We start from the raw sequence: 19,780 nt of genomic DNA, 5'->3' as shown, positions 1-19,780 counted from the left end.
GCGTGAGCATTTTCGCTGATGGACAGCATTGCTTTAGATGGCAAAGTCTTCCAGAGACTTTCCCGCCACGATGCCGTCTTTGATCCATGCGGGCTGACGGCCCTTGCCTGTCCAGGTTTTGCTGGGGTTTTCAGGATGAGCATATTTGGCAACGCCCTGAGGCGTCGCCTTTCCCGGTTTGGCACCGACGAGGTCTTTCAGCTTGTAGCCGTGCTTGGCGGCAACCTTTTCCAACTCCGCAACGGCCTCCGCGCGCTTGCGAGCTTCAAAGCTTGCAACAGCCTGATCCGCTTCTTTCTGCAGGCGCTTTAATTCATCCAAAGACAGTTTGGTAAGATCCGGTATCTTTGCCATAGGGTTTATCCTCTATTCGTTGATAGGTGTGCCTACGGAATTTGTGGCGCAACAGCAATAAACACCGACATGTCTTTTTCGATAGGTATTTTGCAAGAGCTGATCGTTCACAGCGATAAAGCGGCTGTTCTTAGCCAAACAGATAGTCGGTTCGCGTAGGCTAGATCTCATGCAAAAGCTCTCGTCAGAATTGGGTCGTTGAGTCTGGGTGAGATAAGGTCTTAGCGGTCAAGATACTTCCGACCAGGCTGTTTGCATGCTGTCTGTAAGTCTGATCAAGCGACTATGGTTCCCAGCGGAGATTGGGTTGAGACAGAAATCCTACTACGGACAATTCAGACAAACCGGTCGTCGTACTAAGTGCGGAGTTCGGCAAAAGGATCGAAGTCAGAGCAATCCGTCACTCTGAAACGACGTCTCGCGATCTTTGCCGACGATAATATGATCATGCACCTCGATGCCAATGGCGCTGCACGCCATTTGGATGCGCCCGGTCATCTCGATGTCTTCGGGGCTGGGTGTTGGGTCCCCCGACGGGTGGTTGTGCACCAAAATGATAGACGATGCGTTGAGCTCTAGGGAGCGCTTGGCCACCTCGCGCGGATAGACCGGCACATGATCGACCGTGCCCTTGCCTTGGGCCTCGTCCGCAATCAGGACGTTCTTGCGATCAAGGTAAAGCACGCGGAATTGCTCGGTGTCGCGGTGCGCCATGATTGTCCGGCAATAGGTGACCAGATCGTCCCAGGATGACACGACATCGCGCTTGAGTACCTTCGCTTGGCCCATCCGATGGGCGAATGCCTCCATTAAGCGCAGGTGGTAGTAAACGCGTTCAGTCGCACCCTCGACCTGCAGGATCCTTTGCTCGGACGCTGCAATCACGCCGTTGAGGTCTCCAAAGGCGGCGAGAAGCCGCTTGGCAAGGGGTTTAACGTCAATTCTCGGGATCGCATTAAACAGCATCAGTTCTAGTATTTCATATTCGGGCATCGGCTCATGCCCACCCTTTAGGAACCGGGTGCGGAGTCGCTCCCGGTGTCCCCAATAATGCGGCCGCCTTTCACCATCTTGATCAGTCACTAGCCCGCCGCCGGCCGTATGCTCCGGGGAGAGCCGCGCGCGAGGCTGATAGCCCCTTGAGTAGGCTGGGACTGGTTCAGCATCGGGCGGCGGGATTCGCGCCTCAAGGTCTTTGAGACCGCGGAGCGCATCCTCTGACAAGCCAGGCGTCGGCGTCTTGGGCGATGCTTTCCTATTGCGCAGGAAAACAGCTTCTGCCGCTCTCTCGCGGAAGCCCTGGAGGTTTCGTCCGATCATGTTTCTGGTCCGCTCTATCCGTTCACGGGCAAAACACGATCATCGGTCAGCCTGGTAAACGAATGGTTAACGGACCTCGCGATCTTTAAACTGAGCGCAAAGTGCTATTGGCACCAGAATTCTGGTCCATCCGGCCAGGATCGTGCGAGGCCCTCACGAATTAGGATGTCGCCCACATCCTCACCTCCAATGTAGATGTTTGCGAGCACGCGATCATACCGATCAGCTCGACCGTGGGATTGGATCGTCCACTCGCTCTGGTTCAGAAGATCCACCAGCCGCTGGGAGGCGGCGCGTGCGAGGTCTATTTCTCGGAACCCACCGCAGACGTTGTTATATTCCTCCGGCGTATCGTAGCCCTCGAGCCGGTAATTCACCCCGTTGAGCCAAATTGTGTCGCCGTCGACAACGCAGCTGTGACGCGGCCCCCGATCACATAGCTCCATGCTCTGTGCCTGGACAGGCATCGCCGATACAAGGGCCAAGCCTGAGACGACTAGGGCGAAGAACTTCATGGCATGCTCCTAAACAGAAAACGCACTGACGTGACATTGGGGGCGCTGTATTAACAAGCCCTTAACCGCAACTTACGGGCCGTATAGGTTCCCGTCGCCTCGTGGTAGGTGGTCCAATGTCCCGCCAGATCGCTTCGCGACTTAACTGAGTCGCTGACAATATCTATGACAGCTCGATCTCTAGGGTCGGCGCATCAATCATGATGAGGGCATCATCGGGCAGGGGGCGCTGCAGGCGCAGCGCCTCCTCGGTTGGGGCGGTGAGCCAAAGGTCGACCTCGTCGTGTGTCCTCAGGATGACCGGCATTGCCTTGGGATGAATTGGCCCGACAACGGTGTTTGGCTCTGTGGTGAGGAACCCGAACAAGTTGTCGGTCGTCTCGCCATCCTTAAGCCTCCGCACCGAGGTCCATTCGGTCCAGATCCCGGCGAAGAAGGCGAGAGGTTGTGTTTCGTCAAGGGCAAACCACACCGGCTCTGATGGCTTGCCAGGTCGGTTGTGCGGCTCGGAAAAGGCCGTCAGCGGAACGACGCAGCGATGTTCGACGCCCAGCCAGCGCCGCCAGTGCGGTGACTTGGTGTTTCGAACGTTGGTGACGCCGCGATCAGTCTTCTTGCCCCTGAGCGCAAATGCTGGAGAGGGCATGCCCCATCGCATTGTCGCAAGGATGCGGCCGGCTTCGCCGTTGTAGACGACTGGGGCCATCTGGTCGGGATAAATCGAAGGAAGGGGTGGTAGGTTGCCTGTCTGATCTTCCCAAACCTTCGCCATATCGCGGATCGCGTCTTGGCCTCGCAAAGAGGCGTACAAATTACACAAATCAAAAATACCTAAACCGTCAAAGTTCGCCGCTTGCGACGGCGATGAATATGTTTCCTCTTGGGGCGCATCCGCAAGCGCCAAATCAGGGAATGCTATGACCAGATCACGCGCGCCATGGGTGTCGCAGAGGTAAACGGCGATGACATCCATCGCCAGACCAGGGGCGGCGTGTACGGCGTAAAAGCCAGGCCCTACCTCAAAGGCCAACCATCGGTGCAGATCGTCGAGGCGGCGGCCTAAGCCGCCCGACGGTACCTTAAATTTCACCTGGACCGGAAAAGCCTGATCATCGATCTTCTTTTGTGGAGTAGTGCGCCGAGACATCGGGGGAACATTGCAGGAACATTTCCGCCGAGCAACGGTTTTTTGCCGTTGATCCGGTTTTTCGGTGCTCAGAGACTGAGAATACTTGCTTTGCTCCGAACCCGTCGGATTGCAGGATCACGCCAAGCGATGGCTGGTGAAATATGAATTCGGATGACCAACGCGGCCCTAGGATTATGGGTCTGTTGCAGAGCCTGATGGCAACATGGTGTCCTCAGATGCGCCTGTAGCGACTTCAAACCGCTCATCCGCTCTCCATATTGTTGTCTGGATAGAACCAAGACAAATCATACACTAGCAATCAAATGAGACCTGTCTGTCGAAGCTGATCAATATCATCTAGACGACGGTGCCAAGTCTGCCCTCCGTGGGGATGGAGTTTGTCATGAGGTTCTTTGTACTCGCGCTACTTTGCCTGACCGTGCTCGCTACAGGCTGTCGCAGGCAGGAGGGGCCATTGGGTGAGGCATCCTGCCGAGCCTCAGAACGGCAGGCCTGTCCTGATTTGGTGGACCGGACCTTTTATGACGAAGCATCGGGCTGGCTGTTCTATATGGCCCCCGACGGCACGTACTATCAGAATGGGTCGACGGAAATCTTGCGCGGCACCTGGCGTGTCGATGAAACCGGTGAGATGTTCAGGATGTTCCTTCCCATAGTGGGGCAGGGTCCATTCAGGCCGATCAGCGATTTTTCGAGCCTGCCATCGGTTGCCGGCGACCCAGGGCGCTTGTCCACGAATAGCCGGGGCTTCTACGTACAGCATTGGGACGAAAGATCATTCGAGACCCTCTTGAGCGAAGCCGCCGCGCGCTGATGGACACGGCTTGCATCATCGTCTTCAACCACTGCAATACTGCCCTCACAGCCGACCTGGCGTTATACTATCGCCGTTCAGAAAAGTGCGGCGGTGCCTATTTTCACTATGGGTTTGTGTGAGCGATTTCCGAGAGCGTCTCATAATCCAGGTTAGTCTCGGTCCCGTCTGGATAAACGAGCTGTATGCCTCCTTCGTAGAATACCAGCGTCAGATTTACCGCGCTGTCGGCATCCTCAATCTGAAGAAATGGCCGACCATGGTATTGGTATCCGGGAGGTACCACCAAGGCGCCGTCTCGCGGCGTGAACGACGTATATGTCTCGCGCGGTTTGCCTTCTTTGTCTTTGGCGAGGGCAGCATAGAGGCGAACACGACCCGCACGTGCATGTTGGTTTTGATCGTCATGAGATGCATCAGCGCCGGTGATGAACGCGCCTACCCCCGCTTCATGCTGTTCGTAAACATGCGACCAAGTTCGATCTCATGGTCTCTGAGGAAGTCAGCGACGATCTGGCTCGGCGTGACGACATTGCGGCCGAGGGTGGCGTTCGCCTCATCAGCCATTTTCGTCGCAAGCCGGGCGACAGTGCTATTGGCCGGTACGGTAACGCGGATGGAAGCGGCAGGAGCCTTCACATCGACAACCGGCAGCCTGTGGCTTTCCGGTCCAAGCTCCGCAAGGTGTTCCTCCTCCGCCCGTTCACTTTCTATGCTGGCGCCTGCTGCTGCGAGGCCACCAAGCGCAGCTTCCCTTTGTCTTGTGGTTCCGACCTTCCTAGGCATTGATCAACTCCTTAATGTCTGCGGTCATTTGATGGATGACCGCCCCGGCCTTTGCGAGGCCTTCCTCGGTGAGCAAAGCAGCGTCTGCGGCCGGCGTGATCCCATCTTTGATTTGCTTGGGCGTCAGGCCGGCCTCCATCCATCGCCGAACGCTGGGACTGCGGTTCATGCCGCGCCGGAGCGGGATCTGGATGGAGAGGGCTTCGAGACGCCCTTTGTCTTCATTGCTGATGAAGTTGTTGTCACGCACGACAAGGCCAAAGAACCTGGCATCGACGTCATCGTCCTCGCCGTAATACGCGAGCCCCGTACTCAGCACATCTCGCGAGAAGATCAAACCGTCCATGTCCGGCTGCGTCAGCATAAACGGAGATAAGATGATATCGCTTGTGACCATGGCCGCAGTCATCGCCGCGGAGGCCGCGCCGGCCGTGTCCAGCAGATTAAACTCAACGGGCTCCAGCGCCTCTATGATTTGCTCATGCGCCAGTTCAACGTTGTCGACAGACAGCTCAAGGCTCTTGGACGTTAAATTCGGATGGGTTCGAGCGCATTCACGCGCCCAAGATCCGCTCGTCTCCTGTAGGTCGGTATCAATGATGCAAACCGAGTGACCATCATCGAGGAGACCGGCTGCCAAACCCACCAAATTCGTGCTTTTGCCGACCCCACCTTTGGTGCTCACGAAGGCAATTAGAATTGTGTCGATGCTGTCGTCGTGCTCAGCCATACCTACGCCTGCTAAATGTGATGTTGGATATAGAATCCGAGCGCTAGAGAATGGCAACCGCAATAAACGGTGACTGTTTGACGAACGGCAAAAGACCGCCGTCAATGACCAAATTCCAAAAGACATTCGGTAGAAGGCATGGGGCGTCCGGCATCGGATCAATTCCAGGAGGCGCACGGTAATATACGAACGCCCACTGGAAACAAGCATTCACCTATTAGCTTTCGGCAGTTGGTATTTGGTCAGTGCCACTTGGTCATTATCCAATTGCCAAATGACACACGAATTCTAAAATGAGTGCTTCGCGCATTCTCAGTGTTTTTTCGTCCTCGCCGAGATCTCGGACGTGCTATTGCCGCAATATTGCTATTCGGGCTTTGCATAATCTCTTCCAATGGTCTGGCAAGCCAATCCATTCCAGTATAGATCGAGCTCAGCCCGGCATATATTGCGTATTGCAGGATAGGGCTAATGTTTACATTTGTTGCAAGTATGCGGTGTGTAATGCGCGGTCCGAAGGGATACGGAAAGCGACGGCAGGAAATCCGAGCTCGGCTTCAACGGGGTGAAACGGCCACGGCCATTGCCCGGGATTTGGGTGTTGCACCCTCCACGGTGTACCGCGCGGTGGACGCAAAACGCATGCGGAAGCCGGGTCGTGCGGCCTATTTGAGCGTTGCCACACGGGTGACAGATCACGAATGCGCCGCTTTGGATCGGTTTGTTGGCCGTGCCGGGATGAGGAAACGCGCCGCTGTGCTGCGCCGTTTGGTTCGATTTCTGGGGGATTACTTCGCCCCAACGCCTGACGAAGAGGTGTTTTTGGCGAGCGCCGAAGCACATCTGTCGCGGCTAGGCGGCAACTTTAATCAGATCGCCGGGTCTCTCTCGGCCTCGATGAAGAAGATCGGACGCGCGGATCCAACCCGTCAGCAAGTCGAAATCATGCTGCGCGCGGCTGATGACGTTGCCCATATTCGGACCGTCCTGGGTCAAATGCTCGACAATCATCAGATCAAGACCGAGACCCTGCGGGCGCGTTTGGACGCGGTTGATCCGTTGGATGAAGAGTATGAGTAGCGCCATCGATCAGGTCTTGGGGCGGGTCTCGGACCTGTTCCAGCAGCGAAAGGGCCCGGGCGGGCAGCTCTATCGCCCGCCGCGCCCCTCGTTGCGGCGTCTCGCCAGGGCTGGGTTCCCGGATCGGGCCATGTTCAAGCGGATCTCGCGGGGCGGGACCACGACGCGCAGCGGTCTTCGCGGCCAGATGGATTACATCTTCAATCCAGAGAAAGCGGCCCGGCTCATCGATCCCACGGGGCGCTTGGAATTGCAGGATGTCGTCCATCCGGGCGCGCGTAATGCCATCATTCGAGACTGGGCGGCCGACTGGAAATACACGCCGAAAACCGGCAACACGAGCCATCTGATCCTCAGCTTTCCGAAGGGGACGCCTACTGCGACCGTGGAGAAGATCACCCGCAATGTGTTGCAGGAGAAGTTTGAGCTTGGCCCGGAGCGGTTCAAATACGTGGCCGCCGTGCATGACGACACGCCAGATCACCCCCACGCCCATGTGATCGTGAACCGTTGGGGCAGTGAGGGGAACCTGCTGACGATGCGCGCAGAAACAGACCTCAGCTACGAGGCGTTTCGCGAAAGCATGTCAGACCATGCGCTCAAATATGGTGTGTTCCTGGATCCGTCATTCCGCTTTGAGCGGGGCATCACGGATCGGCAGCCCACGCGGACCGAGCAGATCAACGCGCGTAAGGAGGGCAGGGATCCCCAGCAACGGCCACGCTTCGGGGCGGATCTTGAACGACAACAGGAATTGGTGCGCTGGTCGGCGATGGCCTATAGCACTCTCGCCATATGCGCTTATAATTGTGACAACGCTGATTTGGCCAACTACTATGCCCAAGTAGGTGAATATCTTCCAGATAAAGAAGGGGTTATGTTCATGGAAGCATTGTCGCAAAATGACGTCGAACGGTTCGATAAATATATAAATTTAATCGAGCGCGGGATCCGAGAGGCAGAAGCCACCCTGCAGGGCAAGGATGCCGCCAAACGCGTTCCTGTCGAACTGCGCCTGAGTGATGTTCTGACCCAGCACAGCACCTTGTCGCGGTTCTCCCCAATGATCGAAGATCTGCACAAAGCCCCCCAAGCGGATTCCATCTACATGCATAAGCAGGGTCCGGAGCTTGCGGCGGTGCACAATCAGACCGTACGCGATGGCCTGGCTCAGATCGAGGCGACCTACGGCGTGAGCGCCACGGCGATGGAGGCGCGCATCGCGGCCGGAACGCCGAACTTCCACATTGAACGGCTCTGGCTGCGCGATGATCAGGCGCAGATCGCGCAGGCCCATCAGCTTGATCTGCGAGACCAGGCCCAGAACGCGACATCGATCGACTACCTCCGATCCGCCTATGCGGACTTGCGGGAGCTTCTGACCAAGGAAAACGTCTTGGAGCGTGTTCCACATCTTCAGGACAGGGAGATCCAAACGCCCTCTGATCCTGAGACCTACCGTTACTTCGAGGACCGGGTCGCCGACGATGTGCAACGGGTCGAGGAATACTATCGAGAGAGTGGAGCCCCACAGGAATGGATTGAGGCCAACCAGCGCGCCATTCGACAGGCTGTTGAAGTCAACAGCGCCCACACCGCCGACACATGGTTCCAGTATGCCCCCAATGAGTTCAACGACGCCATAGGCAAACTTGACCGCGACGAGACCGGCGAGTTCGCGTTGAAAGACGAGGCTGACAAGGCGCGCGTGTTCGACGCCCTTGTACCGGAAGCGGATCGGACCAACCCCGCGATGCAAAAGGAAGCCGCGGCGGGCCAGAGCCTGTCCAACGCCTATCCCGACATGCCCCATCGCTTGGCAGACAATCTCGCGCGTCTGGTGGTGGCCTCACATCCGGAGCGTGAACGCGAAGGGCCGGAGCGGGCCGGGACACCCGACGCTTTAAAAGAGCTGGAAGCACGCGGATCGACGCAGATCGAACTGACGGATTCCCGCGAGCAGGTTCTCGCGGCCATTGCCCTGATCAAAGCCTATACGACAGAGCGCCAATACGAGCAGTTGAGGGCAGGGGATATGCGCGGCGCTGAGGGGCTGACGGACAATCCGCTATTTGCGCGGCAGCTTTCTAAGGAGGTCGAAGAATACGAGCGCAATTTCAATGGTTATAAGCCAACCCGCGACGAGCAGAACGCCCATGAAGAAAACCGCGACTACATCCGCAACGTGATCGACCGTGATCATGAGCGTGACCAAGGGTATGAGAGGTAATCGATATGCCCAGACAGCTTCTCGCAGGACTATTCTTCGCCTTGATCGGGGCCATCGTCGCGTACCTGCTGGCGGTTGAATGGATCCGGTTTCAGCTCGGCAGCGATATTGGCTACGGCTATCCGCTGCTCAATCTCGCCTCGATCCTCGACAACACGCAGCTGACCGGCCAGCTCGCGATTGGATTTGGCGCCTTGATGATCTGCGGATTCTTGTTTGGCGCGCATTATGCAACCGAACCCCTGACAAAAGTTGCCAATTCGCGCTGGCAGACCAAAGCCGATCTGCGGCGCAACAAGCTCTTGCGGGAGCCCGGGGCGGGCTTTGTCTTTGCCAAAACCTCAAAGCCCAAGGGCAGTGGCCGTTTCCTCAACTCGACCGCCTTCCCCAACATCCTGGTGATCGCTCCCACCGGCGCCGGTAAAGGTGTTGGGTTCGTCTATCCCAACCTTCTGACCTTTGAGGGATCGACAATCACGTTGGACATCAAAGGCGAGAACTACGACACGACGGCCCGCTGGCGGTTCCACGAGATGGGCAACAAGGTCTATCGCTTCGCACCGGCCGATTTCGAAGGCCTGTCGTGCCGGTACAATCCGCTGGAGCGCATTGGCGCGCTCAATGATTACGACCAGGTGGCCTATGAGCTGCGCAAGATCGCCGGTCTGTTTCTGCAGGCCGATGGGGCAGGGGAGTGGTTGAACGGTGCGATCCAGCTCTTTTGTGCTGCGGGCGGCGTTGCGTATTTCAACCAAACCTTCACGCTTGGCGGTATCTACGATGTCCTGGCCGAAGGTGACAAAGATCTGCGGCAGCATATCGGCGTCTTGGCGAAGGCCGCGACAAACAAGGCCCTGCGCAAAGAACTTCAGACGTTGGCGAAGCTAGAGAGCAAAACGCTGTCATCCTACCTTTCCGTTATGAACAATGCCGGCTTCGATCTGTGGGGGAACCGGCACATCGCGGACATGACGTCCCGCAGCGATTTCTCGCTCGACGATCTCCGGCGCCAGAAGATCTCCGTCTACTTCGCCGTCAATGACAGTGACCTGGAACCCCTGGCGGGCCTGGTCCGACTGTTCTTCAACGAGCTTGTCGCCAATATCCAAAGCCGTCTGCCCGGGCCAGATGAGACACACAAGGTGATGATCATCCTCGACGAGTTCCATCGTCTCGGAAAGATGTCCCGAGTGGCCGAGGCCATGACGACGATCCGCGGATTCAACGGCATGATCGCAATTATCACGCAGACCGTGCCGAAGCTCGACAAGATCTATTCCTACGAGGAACGCCTCTCGATCCAGGGTGGGGCAGGGATCAAGCTTTACATGACGCCGAGCGAAGAGATGACGATTGAGGATCTGTCTAAGGCCTGTGGCATGACCACTAGGCGCACGGTAACGAAATCGCGCCAAACGGGGCTCGATAAACTGTCCACCATCTCCGAGCGCACAGAAGAAAAGCCGCTTCTGCCCGATGACGAGGCGCGGCGGCTTCCTGAAGGAACGGCGATCGCTATCGTCAATGGACGTCAGCCCGTCCGGGCCTACGCCATCAAGCATTACGAAGACCGGACATTTGCCCCGATCTTGGAGAAGCAAAAGGCCCTGTCCTGGGACGCGCTGGATCGTGATCAGCTTGTCAAACGGACCGTCGAAATCCAACGGTTTCAACGCAACAATACGATGGCGGCAGCGGGACCAGGCGGATCCAACTCCATGTCGGCCCCAAGTGCTGAAACACCACCCCGGCCCACTAGCGAGGATCTCGCGGCGGCCGCAAGTGCCGCGCGTGAAATGTCGGGCGTGTTGAAGGACGCCGAAGCCGTGGCCGACAAGCCGGAGCAATTGATGTTCTCGGGTATGCCAGCGCAGGAAAAACCGCCCGTCAAAGTGACCCATCGAAAGAAAACGTCGCTTGCGGTCGGAAATCGCGTCGGGGCCGCTGCGGTTTCTACGCCTGGTGAGCTGGAACCAGCGTCTTGAAGCCAGAGACAACACCATGAGCAGATGTTTACCTCTGGCACCGTGCAAGACTCCACGAGAGCGCGCTCTGCGGGTCAGACTTAGTTATCGCCGTCCTGTTTGGCGATATTTCTGCTTTGTGAGCCAGTGATACTTCAACGGGTCGTAACACCTGGGCGCGTAGTAACCTAAATCGCGGTTTCTATTGGAAAACAACGCGTTACCTTATGATGAATCTATCTCGTAGAAGCAGTTTCTTCGCGACATTGCGATCCAAATGGTATTCGGTCCATGTGGGGCTGCACAAATTTCGAGCACTTCGCAGGAAGTTGCTGCCATCGCTTCGCAAAGTCGCAAGAAATAGCGAGCCACCTTGCTTCACAATCTCATGTGGTGAAAGAGCAGCACCACCACTCTAGCTGTCCGCCTCACCAGTGGTTTGATCTCGAACAGAATCGTTGAGATCAGCCAGAACTAAGTGAAGGAACGAATAGTGATGGCTATGGATTTTGAATCCTCAAACGAGGAAGAGTTTGTATTCTACAGCGACGATGATGTCCGTCCTGGTCCTTCTTACACCAAGGAAGCGCCAATGCCAGCATCTGACGGATATATGTCATTGAAGGCAGCGTTTGAGGCGCGTGGGATCGAGTCTCTTGAGCTGACACAAGAGCAATTTGAAGGTTTGCTACGCTACTCTGAAGCACTAGACGAGGCGCAGTCACGAGAATTCGCGTCCGCGCGAGACGCCGCTGATAGTTTTGGCGATGAGTTCGACATCGAGATCGTAGACAATTTGCGTGCTGATGACGGAACCAAACTGAATGGTGCTGCGACAACAGATGGAAAGGTCCTTTTGGACTCTGCCTTAAGTGGGCAGCAATTGACGGACGTTCTGGTCGAAGAAATCGCCGAAGCCGCCTACTACAGCATGATTGGCACTGCGTCACAGGGTGATTTCGGCGCTGAGGTTGAAGCGCGTCTTGATGGTGTGGTCGATGCCGGTGTTTTGGCGTCGTTTCAGTCAGCAGATAGTGGCGACACCGTTCGGACAAGCTATGGTGAAGTCCAGGCAAATGTTACCAATGAAGAAAAAGGCCAAGCTGCCAATCTTTATGGTGCACTGAACCAAAGCCACTCTCTGCAAGACATCAAACTTGCCAATTTTGGTCCGTTTGCCAAAGGCTTTTCCAACGGCAAGGCCAGTGACGGCGATCCAACGATCACAGGCGTTGATCGCTCTAACGTAAACATTTCAAACCTCAACAATCGTTTCGATCTGAACAATGATGGCATCAAGGACACGTACAAAGTCTTTGATGTTTCTCGAGATGACACGTCCAACAATTGGAATGGTAGCAGCGCCATTACGATTGGGAGCATAACGGACGTCACTTTAGAACCGACAAGTCAGTCAAGAACTCTGGTCGCCGGCCAAGGTGAACCATCGACAACCTGGGTCCTGCGAAAGGAAGATACTTACAAGGCCAGCAGCGAATTCAATTGGAGCACTGAAGTCGAAAAGTCTTTGAAAGCGACAGGGTCGTTCGCTGGCTTTAGCGCTGAGGTTGGCCGGTCGGAAAGCTCTTCCAGCGGCGGAGCGGTTACGACCGGTCGCGACTTCAAAGTCGCAAGTGAAGTTCGAGATACATACAAGATTCCTGCCGGTAAATATGCTGAGGGAACTGTTGTATCTTACGGCTTTCATGTTGCAACCGGCGATATCAAGGTTTTCGAAGAGTATTTGGTGACAATGGAGATCACGAATGCTCGGTCAGGAACCAAAAACGTGGCTGAGATTCAAGCCTTCAAGGAGGTTGTGTTCGATGACCATTATTTGGGGTTGGTCCTGACTGATTTTGATGTTGCAAACCAGCAAAATGCAGTCGATTTGCTTGGAATCGGGTGATCGGACCCTTTTGAGGTGCCGTTGTCGGCACCTCAATTCCTACCTCGCATCTGCTTCAAAATAGATGGCGGCGTTTCAGCGCCGATCTTTTTATGAACTCTGTTCAAAGCGGATCCCCTTCATCTTCCAGGATTTCAGTAGGTCTGGGTTGCTTTCCGCACTTTCGCACCGTGGGCCGCGCAGACCGATCCGCAACCCGATTGAAATGAGAACGTTTGCAGAACATCTATCCAGGCTATGCCAGCAGGGATCCCGCCAGTTGTCGCCCATCCGGGCAAACCGGTTCGCACGCTTGGGGATGCGGCGCGTGATGGGCAATTGGTGACGTTGCGCTGCAACCTCTGCCGCCGCCAAATAACATTTCTCGCGAGCGACCTCGCGGATGTGTTTGGTCACAAACATCCCATCCATGTGGCGCCCTGCGAGTGCAAGCAGTGCGGCAAGTATGAGTATGTGAGGATCCGGGTTCGAAGCCCGGGCGCTGAAGACTTCGGCAGGCTGAAGGTTTGGCGCATGAAGACGGAACCATTGACGCGCTGGCACCACGTGCCTTTGAAGCTGGGCGATGTGTAATCTGCCTCTAGGTTTACCGCTTGTTCATCGCGTTCTGGATCTGCTGCTGGCGATGTTGTGCCGCCTGCCGTTGGGCAGCCTGCGCGGCCTGCACCGCGCCATTTCCGCTGGCCGCATTTCCGGCGCTATCCCTTGGCTGGGCGATGTTATTGGCCATGGAACGCCCGGCAAATCCGAGCCCACGGCTCAGAAGCGCTGCCCCGCCAACCATAGTCGCCAGGGATCCCATCTGGAACTGGCCCGTCAGCATTGTGACGAGGAATGGCGTCAGAAGCAGCATGATGATGCTGAGCAGTAAGAACATGCCAAACGGAAAGGTCGCGCCGAGCGTTTCAACCTCAGTGGCACGTTCCAGCAAGATCCGATTGCCGAGCTGGACGATGATCCCCAGGGTTCCGGCCAGGATGGCGGGGAAGAGCAGGAACGCGATCGCGGCGTTGAGCCAGCTTTGGAAGTAGCTGCGTGTCCCTTGCCAGAGCGTTGCCAGGATCGCCAGTGGTGCCAGGGACAGGATCAGGGTAAAGGCCACGGAGGCGACGATCAAACCGGCCGCGGCGAGTGCGCCGCAGACCGAGATCAGCAAGAAGAAGACCCCATTCATGACGGCGCCCAGGACATCGAGGCGGCCAACGGCATTCGTCCCGGCCTCGGCCACTCTGCCGATCATGTTGTCCAATGCCCGCGCCACTGAGGTTTCACCGGCATATTCTGTGCCGCTAAAGAGGATTGCTGCCACTGAGTTAAACGCCTCTTGGATCGCATAAGCGACGGCCGAGAATTGCGTCCAACTTTGGAAGAAGAGCGCTACAAAGGTGATCCGCACGATCAGTCCGATGGATGTTTCCAGCGGCACCGAGACCCGTTGGATGGCCATATTGATGATGGTGATCACCACAATCAAAGACGCGGCCAGTTGGCCGGTCCTGGCGAAGGCGGAGGAGAGGTTCCCGAACTGGCTCTGATCCAAGCCTTCGATCAACTCCAGGATGCCCGTCACAACGACTTCGACAAACCCCATCACTCTGCCTCGCGACACACTTCGTCGAACTGTGGGCGCAAGGCTCGGCGCTCCGCCCGCAGCTGGCGACCGATGTTTTGTCGTACGCGGTACTCTTCGCTGGTCAGATCACGCTCCGGAATATCCCCCAACGGCTCTAAGAACGCTTCGATTTCGTCGCGGAGTTCGTCATGGGTCAGATTTCTAATCTCACAAGAACAGTCGCCGGCCGCGATGACATTCTGGGCAGAGCGCAGCTCGCGAAAGTCGGTGATGAGGCCGATCTGCCACGTTGGACGATCACGCACCCAATCTGGCGGTGCCGTCGATAGGGGTTCCGTGAGCATCGAACTCGGATCGGAGAGATCCATTTCTGGCTGGCAATGGGGATTGATGGTGCTGTCTTGTGCCACGGCAGGGATCGCGCAGCCGAGAGCGAGCGCCAGGGAGAGGGTGGGTGTCTTCATCGTCTTACCTCATTCATCCACGGAAGGATTAGGGTTGTGATGCGGGCAGGCGTCTTCAAATCCGATTGCAGCCAGGCCGTCGCAAAGCGGCGGATAAATCGCCGAGAACACGCCGAGCAAAACCGGCGGCACAAGGAACAGAAACAGAAAGAAGCCCCCATCGGCCGGCCCCGCAGCCGCGCGTTGCCGCTGCTGAAACTCTGTCCAATATTGCGCTTCCTGTTGGTCGTTATACTGCCGTTGCAGGTCATTGTGGTTATAGGTCATCAGCTGCACCTCCATCGGCATAGTCTTGCGGCAAAAACACTTCCAGGACGCCGCGGCGCCCGCCTTTTTTCCCGACATGGACGATGACATCGAGCGAGCGCGTCACATAAGAGATCATGTCCGTGTAGGTCATCTGACTGCCCGCTTCCAAAGCGGTCTGAGCCATACGTTCAATGGCCAGTTCCGCCGTGTCGGCATGGATCGTGGTCATCGATCCGCCATGGCCGGTATTGATCGCCTTCAGGAAGGTGTAGGCATCGGCCCCGGTCACCTCCGATAGGATGATCCGATCCGGACGCATCCGCAGGGAGGCTTGCAACAGCTTGTCGGGGGAGCGGACCGGGCTTCTACGATCTGAGACCATCATCACCTTGTTTTCATGGAAAGGCATCAGATCCGGCACGTCTTCAATCGTCAGGATGCGCTCACGCGGATCGATCTGTTGCACCAACCAGCGCGCCACGGTTGTCTTGCCCGAGCTGGTTCCGCCAGAGACAACAACGTTCAGTTTCTCGGTCACGCAGAGCCTTAAGGCCGCTTGAAGATCCGTAGCGGCCAGCTCTCGCACGCGCTGGCTCAGTGCGCGCCTGGCCTTGCTTGCGCTCATCGGGCCGCCTTCGAGATATTCCGGCTCGATCACATCGGAATCGGACCGGAAGAACCGCATCGAGATTGAATGCCCGTCTCGCACCGCCGGGGCCTGGATAACCTGGGCGCGGATGAGCCAATCCATGTAGTTGATCGAAGCGGATCCAATGGGGCTTTCTTCGCCGACCCGGATCTCGCCTTCGCTGGCCAGCGCCTTGCCGAGATTGCCGATTTCATCCTTTGATTTTCGGCCGCTCCAGGGCTCCATGAACTCCATGCCACGGCGTTCGATCCAGATCCCGCCATCGGGGTTAAGAACAATTTCCACCAGATCCGGGCTCATGAGGGCCGTAAACCGGCCAAGCTCCATATCGACATAAGAGGCTTCGCGTTCCACCCGATCACTCCCGTCCTATCAGTAGATTTCAACGTCACGGTCGAGGATAATCGACACGCTGGCGCCCTGTTGGACGAAGATCCGGGGCGGCAGTGACAGAAGTGTGTTGAGCGCGCTTTCGGATTCCGATGACAGATCGTCCCCGACCTCTTCCAGGACATCGGCCGCATCGTCGTCATCGACCTGTTGCGCGGCGATTGCGGGTGCGGCGCCAATAATCGAGATTGCAGCCGCACCGCCAAAGCGGGCTGCAAACCGTGTATCGACCGTACCCGATGTGCCCGAGCGCCCCAGCTGGTCTGCGCCAAAGGAGGCGATGTTGATCGATTGGTGATCGGGCGTCAGGATCCGCGTCCAGAGAATGAGGATCCGGCGCTGTCCCAATTCGATCTCGGAATTGTATTCCCCAAAGACACGCGAGCCCGCCGGGATGAGCACGCGACTGCCATCGAGCGCGTGCACATCTTCGGCCACGGTCGCACGGATCGCACCGGGCAGCGAGCTATCAATCGCCGTTTCCAATGACGCTTGAATGATCGTGCCCTGGGCAACCGTCGCCTCTGGATTGGTGATCGTCTGGGCCGTCGCTACGGGGACAGGCTCCACGATCCGGCGCACAAAGGCCTCGTTTTCGGACAAGTCGCGCGCAATGCCTTCGATCTCGGAGACTATGCCGCCATTGGACACGGCCAGCATGTTTGAATTGATCCGGGCCAAGAGGATCTCCTGCATCTGCGCCTCGCGCTCGGCCAGCTCGGCCTGCCGACGCGCTTCCTCTTCGGCCAGGCGCCGCGCCTCTTCTTCCGCTGCGCGCAGGCGCGCTTCCTCAGCGGGATCCACTTGGTCCATGCGCTGCAACAAGGCCTGATATTCCGACTCGGCATTGCGTAAGGCCAGCTGCAGTTCGGTCTCCCTCTGTTCGGCGCCCGCTTCAATTTGCTGGATACGCAGTTCCAAATCGCGACGGAGTGTTTCCATCTCCTGAAGGCGCGTCTCTCTCGCGGCCAGCTCCGCCTCTTCCAGGGATCGGGCATGGGCTTCCTGCAATTCGGCGATCTGCGCTTGAAGCAGGGCTTCCCGGGCGGAGGCATCGCCTTGCGCCGTGAGCAATTCCTGCGTCCGCGCCAGCTCATCCATCAATGTGGCAATCTCGGCCGCCTGGGCTTCGAGCTGGTCGGCTTGCTCTTGGAGAAGGGCGGGATTACCCCGCTCGATAACAACGGTCTCAGGCAATTGCGGCACCGGCAGCGTTTCCACAACAGGCACGTCCTCCGGAAACTCCGTTGTGGTGCTGACCGGGATCGAGGGTTCATCGACCTGCGCCGGTTGCAGCTGCGTGACCGCATAGACGCCGCCCAGGGCAACGGCGCTGGTGGCCCCACCGATCAGCAGCCATTTGCCAACCCGGTTGCGTCGTGCCTTGCCAACGGCCTGACCTTCGATCTCGGCGAGATCCTTGTCAAAATCACTGCCCATCGAACAACTCCGCGATACAAACTTCGATATTGCCCATGCGCAGCGCCCATTGCTGCGCCGTGCCGCTCACACGGACCAGTCGATCCGCAACCAGCTGCGAGTTCACGCTGCGCTCGCGCCCATTCGTGACCCGGAAGATCGCCGGAACCGGGGCGCCGCCCGGGAACCGGAAATAGGTGAACTCGCCATCATCCCAGACTGAGACAGGCGTGATGTCATTGCGCTGATCGGCGCCGTAATTGGCGTTGATTGGCCCCGCCGATCGTGTCGGCTGGTCCTCTGCATCTTCTGGATAGGTGAAGCGCAGGACGTAGAACGGGTTCGTCGTCACGCGCAGGGTGAAGTAGTAGCTGCGGCGGTTGGTATAGACCGTGACGTTGGTCGTGGCGCCATTCAGGGTCGGTTTCACGGCAAAGACGCGATCCCCTGGAACGCTTTGGAAATCGAAGCCTTCCGTGTCGCCTGCGACGATCGAGACGATCCGCTCACCCTCTTGGAACTCCACCGTCGTGGCCCGGGTCAGCGAGGTCTGGATCGCATAGACTTGACCATCGACAAATTCCGTGACGCGGATCCGATGATCAAGATGGCTGCCCGCGGGAACGATTTCGGCGGCGGCGCTGCCGGCCGCCACCATCACAGCCAAGGATAGGATTAGGGCCTGGATCCGCATCATTCTCTCCGATCTTGGAAAAGGGAATAGTCGGTGACGGTGAATCCAAGCGGGTTCTGCCAGACCGCCTCTAGGGTCCGCTCTTCACCGGGACTAAATTCATAGGCGAGCACCGCTGTGAAATTGCCACCTGTCACACCGTCCGGTGAGCGCAACGTCTTGCGCATCCGCACATGGACCCGGGAGCCATCCAGGATCGTGATCGAGGTCACGACCGTATTCACCTGGGTGCGATCCCCATAGCGGTCAGGCAGAAACTCCCCGCTGCGCGAGTCCCATTGGCGCATCAGCCCGGCCCGGGCGACACCGGTCGAGCGCGCCAGGGCTCGGCTGATCCGGATATCGTTGTCGAGCTGGTTGTAGGTCTCGCGGTCCATCACATAGCGAAAGACCAGGCTTTGGACGACGGCCTCTTGCTCATCCAGCGAGACCGCTTCGACCGAGGCATTGGGCACCGCCATGCCGGTTTCCGGATCGAAGGGCACGACGACCGGGGCAGGGGGCCTCATGCTGACCATGACGAGCGTGGCCGATGCCACAGCCAGGATCGTGGCCACCGTCATGCCGACGAAGAGCAATTGCCAGGTCTTTTCCCGACGCATCGCACCGTAGATCACCTCAGCATCGAGCAGGATTTGTCTGTCGTCAGACATGGCGTTCCTCTGGAAGATTGATGGTCAGACCGCGTGGCCTGCGGTTTCAGTAGTCAGGCGGTGTCAGATCGCTAAAGCGCTGGATCTCGGCGAAGGTGGCGGCATCGAGCACGCCACCCATGCCGGTTCCCATGGTCTGGACGCTTTCCAGCTGCCACATCGAGGCCATGGCGATCGCCAGCTCGGCCGTCACACGGGTGTTGTGATCAAGCGCGGCGCGCAGCGATCTCATGTTGCTGATATCTTCGACCAGCACTTGCACCCGCTGCACCGATTGTTGGGCTTCCTGGTAGGCCACCTCGGCCGCGGCGGAGGTTGCCGCGCCCGTGGTTGTGGCCGTTGCATTCAACCGCGCAATTGGATTTGGAGACTCGGCAAGAGCGGCAATGCCTTCGGGCGATGTGCCCGCCCCTTCCAGCACCCGGTTTACGCTGGCTTCGAACTCGCCCGACACGCCCTCAGCGATGCCGCTCCAATCGCCGTTCACACCGGAGACGATGGTTTCCACCATGCTTAAATCGAAATTGCCCTGAAGCAACCCGTCCAGCTCATCGCCCATGAGCATGGCGACGATGCTTTCGGGATCCTCCAACAAGCTTTGGATCTGCTCCAATTGCGCGATCTGCTGTTGCAGCAAGTTCACCTGTTCGATGATCTGGGTGAGCTGCTGGTTCTGGATCCCCATATCCTGCAGCATTTGTTCCAGGATTTGGATCTGTTGCAGCAAAGACCGGCTGTCGATGGTCGGCACGCCTTGCGCCATTGCGGGTGAGGTAACACAGAGTGTTGTCGCTGTGACCAAGGCCGCAATTCTGTGCGTGTAGTTCGGCATTGTTC

The 19,780-nt window shown here is 57.6% G+C and carries 20 protein-coding genes and 1 pseudogene; 7 read left to right on the top strand and 14 right to left on the bottom strand.

Annotated features, from left to right (window positions below):
- Nucleotides 1-33 precede the first annotated feature (33 nt).
- The 4 genes from V8J82_RS22510 to V8J82_RS22495 form a co-directional block, all read right to left on the bottom strand.
- On the bottom strand, nucleotides 34-354 hold the full coding sequence (locus V8J82_RS22510; RefSeq protein ID WP_339979076.1) for an H-NS histone family protein: 321 nt from the start codon (nucleotides 352-354) through the stop codon (nucleotides 34-36).
- Between the two features lie 387 nt (nucleotides 355-741).
- Complete coding sequence (gene radC / locus V8J82_RS22505; RefSeq protein ID WP_339979074.1) at nucleotides 742-1,674, bottom strand: RadC family protein; 933 nt, start codon at nucleotides 1,672-1,674, stop codon at nucleotides 742-744.
- 104 nt (nucleotides 1,675-1,778) lie between these two features.
- Nucleotides 1,779-2,189, bottom strand: coding sequence for a thermonuclease family protein (locus V8J82_RS22500; protein ID WP_339979071.1), 411 nt, complete (start codon nucleotides 2,187-2,189; stop codon nucleotides 1,779-1,781).
- A 163-nt stretch (nucleotides 2,190-2,352) separates the two neighbouring features.
- Nucleotides 2,353-3,162, bottom strand: a complete 810-nt coding sequence (locus tag V8J82_RS22495; RefSeq protein WP_339979069.1) for an SOS response-associated peptidase — start codon at nucleotides 3,160-3,162, stop codon at nucleotides 2,353-2,355.
- Between the two features lie 559 nt (nucleotides 3,163-3,721).
- Between V8J82_RS22495 and V8J82_RS22490 the strand changes: the two genes are divergently transcribed.
- Nucleotides 3,722-4,153 carry a hypothetical protein gene (locus V8J82_RS22490; RefSeq protein ID WP_339979067.1) on the top strand — a complete coding sequence of 144 codons (432 nt, stop codon included), beginning with the start codon at nucleotides 3,722-3,724 and terminating at the stop codon, nucleotides 4,151-4,153.
- Between the two features lie 438 nt (nucleotides 4,154-4,591).
- On the opposite strand, the gene V8J82_RS22485 is transcribed toward V8J82_RS22490, so the two are convergent.
- Together V8J82_RS22485 and V8J82_RS22480 are read right to left on the bottom strand one after the other, a co-directional pair.
- Nucleotides 4,592-4,939, bottom strand: a complete 348-nt coding sequence (locus V8J82_RS22485; RefSeq protein WP_339979065.1) for a hypothetical protein — start codon at nucleotides 4,937-4,939, stop codon at nucleotides 4,592-4,594.
- Nucleotides 4,932-5,669 carry a ParA family protein gene (locus tag V8J82_RS22480; protein ID WP_339979063.1) on the bottom strand — a complete coding sequence of 246 codons (738 nt, stop codon included), beginning with the start codon at nucleotides 5,667-5,669 and terminating at the stop codon, nucleotides 4,932-4,934. Before V8J82_RS22480 ends, V8J82_RS22485 begins: the two co-directional genes overlap by 8 nt.
- Nucleotides 5,670-6,140: 471 nt before the next feature.
- On the opposite strand from V8J82_RS22480, the pseudogene V8J82_RS23750 reads away from it, so the two are divergent.
- The 6 genes and pseudogenes from V8J82_RS23750 to V8J82_RS22455 all read left to right on the top strand — a co-directional run.
- Nucleotides 6,141-6,281 (top strand): annotated as a pseudogene (locus V8J82_RS23750) (hypothetical protein); the annotation flags it as partial.
- A gap of 30 nt (nucleotides 6,282-6,311) precedes the next feature.
- The gene (locus V8J82_RS22475; protein ID WP_339979061.1) at nucleotides 6,312-6,749 is read left to right on the top strand and encodes a hypothetical protein; all 438 of its coding nucleotides are present in this window, start codon (nucleotides 6,312-6,314) and stop codon (nucleotides 6,747-6,749) included.
- Nucleotides 6,742-8,979 carry a relaxase/mobilization nuclease domain-containing protein gene (locus V8J82_RS22470; RefSeq protein ID WP_339979059.1) on the top strand — a complete coding sequence of 746 codons (2,238 nt, stop codon included), beginning with the start codon at nucleotides 6,742-6,744 and terminating at the stop codon, nucleotides 8,977-8,979. The genes V8J82_RS22475 and V8J82_RS22470 overlap by 8 nt, the downstream gene beginning before the upstream one ends.
- A 5-nt stretch (nucleotides 8,980-8,984) precedes the next feature.
- Nucleotides 8,985-10,964 (top strand): type IV secretory system conjugative DNA transfer family protein, encoded by a 1,980-nt coding sequence (locus V8J82_RS22465; protein ID WP_339979057.1) that lies wholly within the window; start codon nucleotides 8,985-8,987, stop codon nucleotides 10,962-10,964.
- A gap of 475 nt (nucleotides 10,965-11,439) precedes the next feature.
- Entirely contained in the window at nucleotides 11,440-12,852 is a 1,413-nt protein-coding gene (locus V8J82_RS22460; RefSeq protein ID WP_339979055.1) for a hypothetical protein, read from the top strand.
- A 237-nt stretch (nucleotides 12,853-13,089) separates the two neighbouring features.
- Entirely contained in the window at nucleotides 13,090-13,425 is a 336-nt protein-coding gene (locus V8J82_RS22455; protein WP_339979052.1) for a hypothetical protein, read from the top strand.
- Nucleotides 13,426-13,438: 13 nt separating this feature from the next.
- Here the strand turns inward: V8J82_RS22455 and V8J82_RS22450 are convergent, their stop codons facing one another.
- Genes V8J82_RS22450 through V8J82_RS22415 form a run of 8 tightly spaced genes read right to left on the bottom strand, consistent with a single transcriptional unit; the run spans nucleotide 13,439 to nucleotide 19,775 of the window.
- A complete protein-coding gene (locus V8J82_RS22450; protein ID WP_339979050.1) occupies nucleotides 13,439-14,443 on the bottom strand; it encodes a TrbL/VirB6 family protein in 1,005 nt (334 codons plus the stop codon).
- Nucleotides 14,443-14,889: a hypothetical protein gene (locus V8J82_RS22445; protein ID WP_339979048.1), complete on the bottom strand. Its 447-nt coding sequence runs from the start codon at nucleotides 14,887-14,889 to the stop codon at nucleotides 14,443-14,445. Before V8J82_RS22445 ends, V8J82_RS22450 begins: the two co-directional genes overlap by 1 nt.
- A 9-nt stretch (nucleotides 14,890-14,898) precedes the next feature.
- Nucleotides 14,899-15,156 carry a hypothetical protein gene (locus V8J82_RS22440; RefSeq protein ID WP_339979045.1) on the bottom strand — a complete coding sequence of 86 codons (258 nt, stop codon included), beginning with the start codon at nucleotides 15,154-15,156 and terminating at the stop codon, nucleotides 14,899-14,901.
- On the bottom strand, nucleotides 15,146-16,141 hold the full coding sequence (locus tag V8J82_RS22435; protein WP_339979043.1) for an ATPase, T2SS/T4P/T4SS family: 996 nt from the start codon (nucleotides 16,139-16,141) through the stop codon (nucleotides 15,146-15,148). The genes V8J82_RS22440 and V8J82_RS22435 overlap by 11 nt, the downstream gene beginning before the upstream one ends.
- Nucleotides 16,142-16,159: 18 nt before the next feature.
- Nucleotides 16,160-17,617: a TrbI/VirB10 family protein gene (locus tag V8J82_RS22430; protein WP_339979041.1), complete on the bottom strand. Its 1,458-nt coding sequence runs from the start codon at nucleotides 17,615-17,617 to the stop codon at nucleotides 16,160-16,162.
- Nucleotides 17,607-18,290, bottom strand: a complete 684-nt coding sequence (locus tag V8J82_RS22425; RefSeq protein ID WP_339979039.1) for a TrbG/VirB9 family P-type conjugative transfer protein — start codon at nucleotides 18,288-18,290, stop codon at nucleotides 17,607-17,609. Before V8J82_RS22425 ends, V8J82_RS22430 begins: the two co-directional genes overlap by 11 nt.
- Nucleotides 18,290-18,943 (bottom strand): VirB8 family type IV secretion system protein, encoded by a 654-nt coding sequence (locus tag V8J82_RS22420; RefSeq protein WP_339979037.1) that lies wholly within the window; start codon nucleotides 18,941-18,943, stop codon nucleotides 18,290-18,292. Before V8J82_RS22420 ends, V8J82_RS22425 begins: the two co-directional genes overlap by 1 nt.
- A 46-nt stretch (nucleotides 18,944-18,989) precedes the next feature.
- On the bottom strand, nucleotides 18,990-19,775 hold the full coding sequence (locus V8J82_RS22415; RefSeq protein ID WP_339979035.1) for a type IV secretion system protein: 786 nt from the start codon (nucleotides 19,773-19,775) through the stop codon (nucleotides 18,990-18,992).
- Nucleotides 19,776-19,780 lie beyond the last annotated feature (5 nt).

The sequence above is a fragment of the Gymnodinialimonas mytili genome (assembly GCF_037544085.1).
GTDB classification, from domain to species: Bacteria; Pseudomonadota; Alphaproteobacteria; order Rhodobacterales; family Rhodobacteraceae; genus Gymnodinialimonas; species Gymnodinialimonas mytili.
The sequence above is the reverse complement of the archived record's forward strand: the minus strand, read 5'-3'. Positions and strand labels throughout refer to the sequence as shown.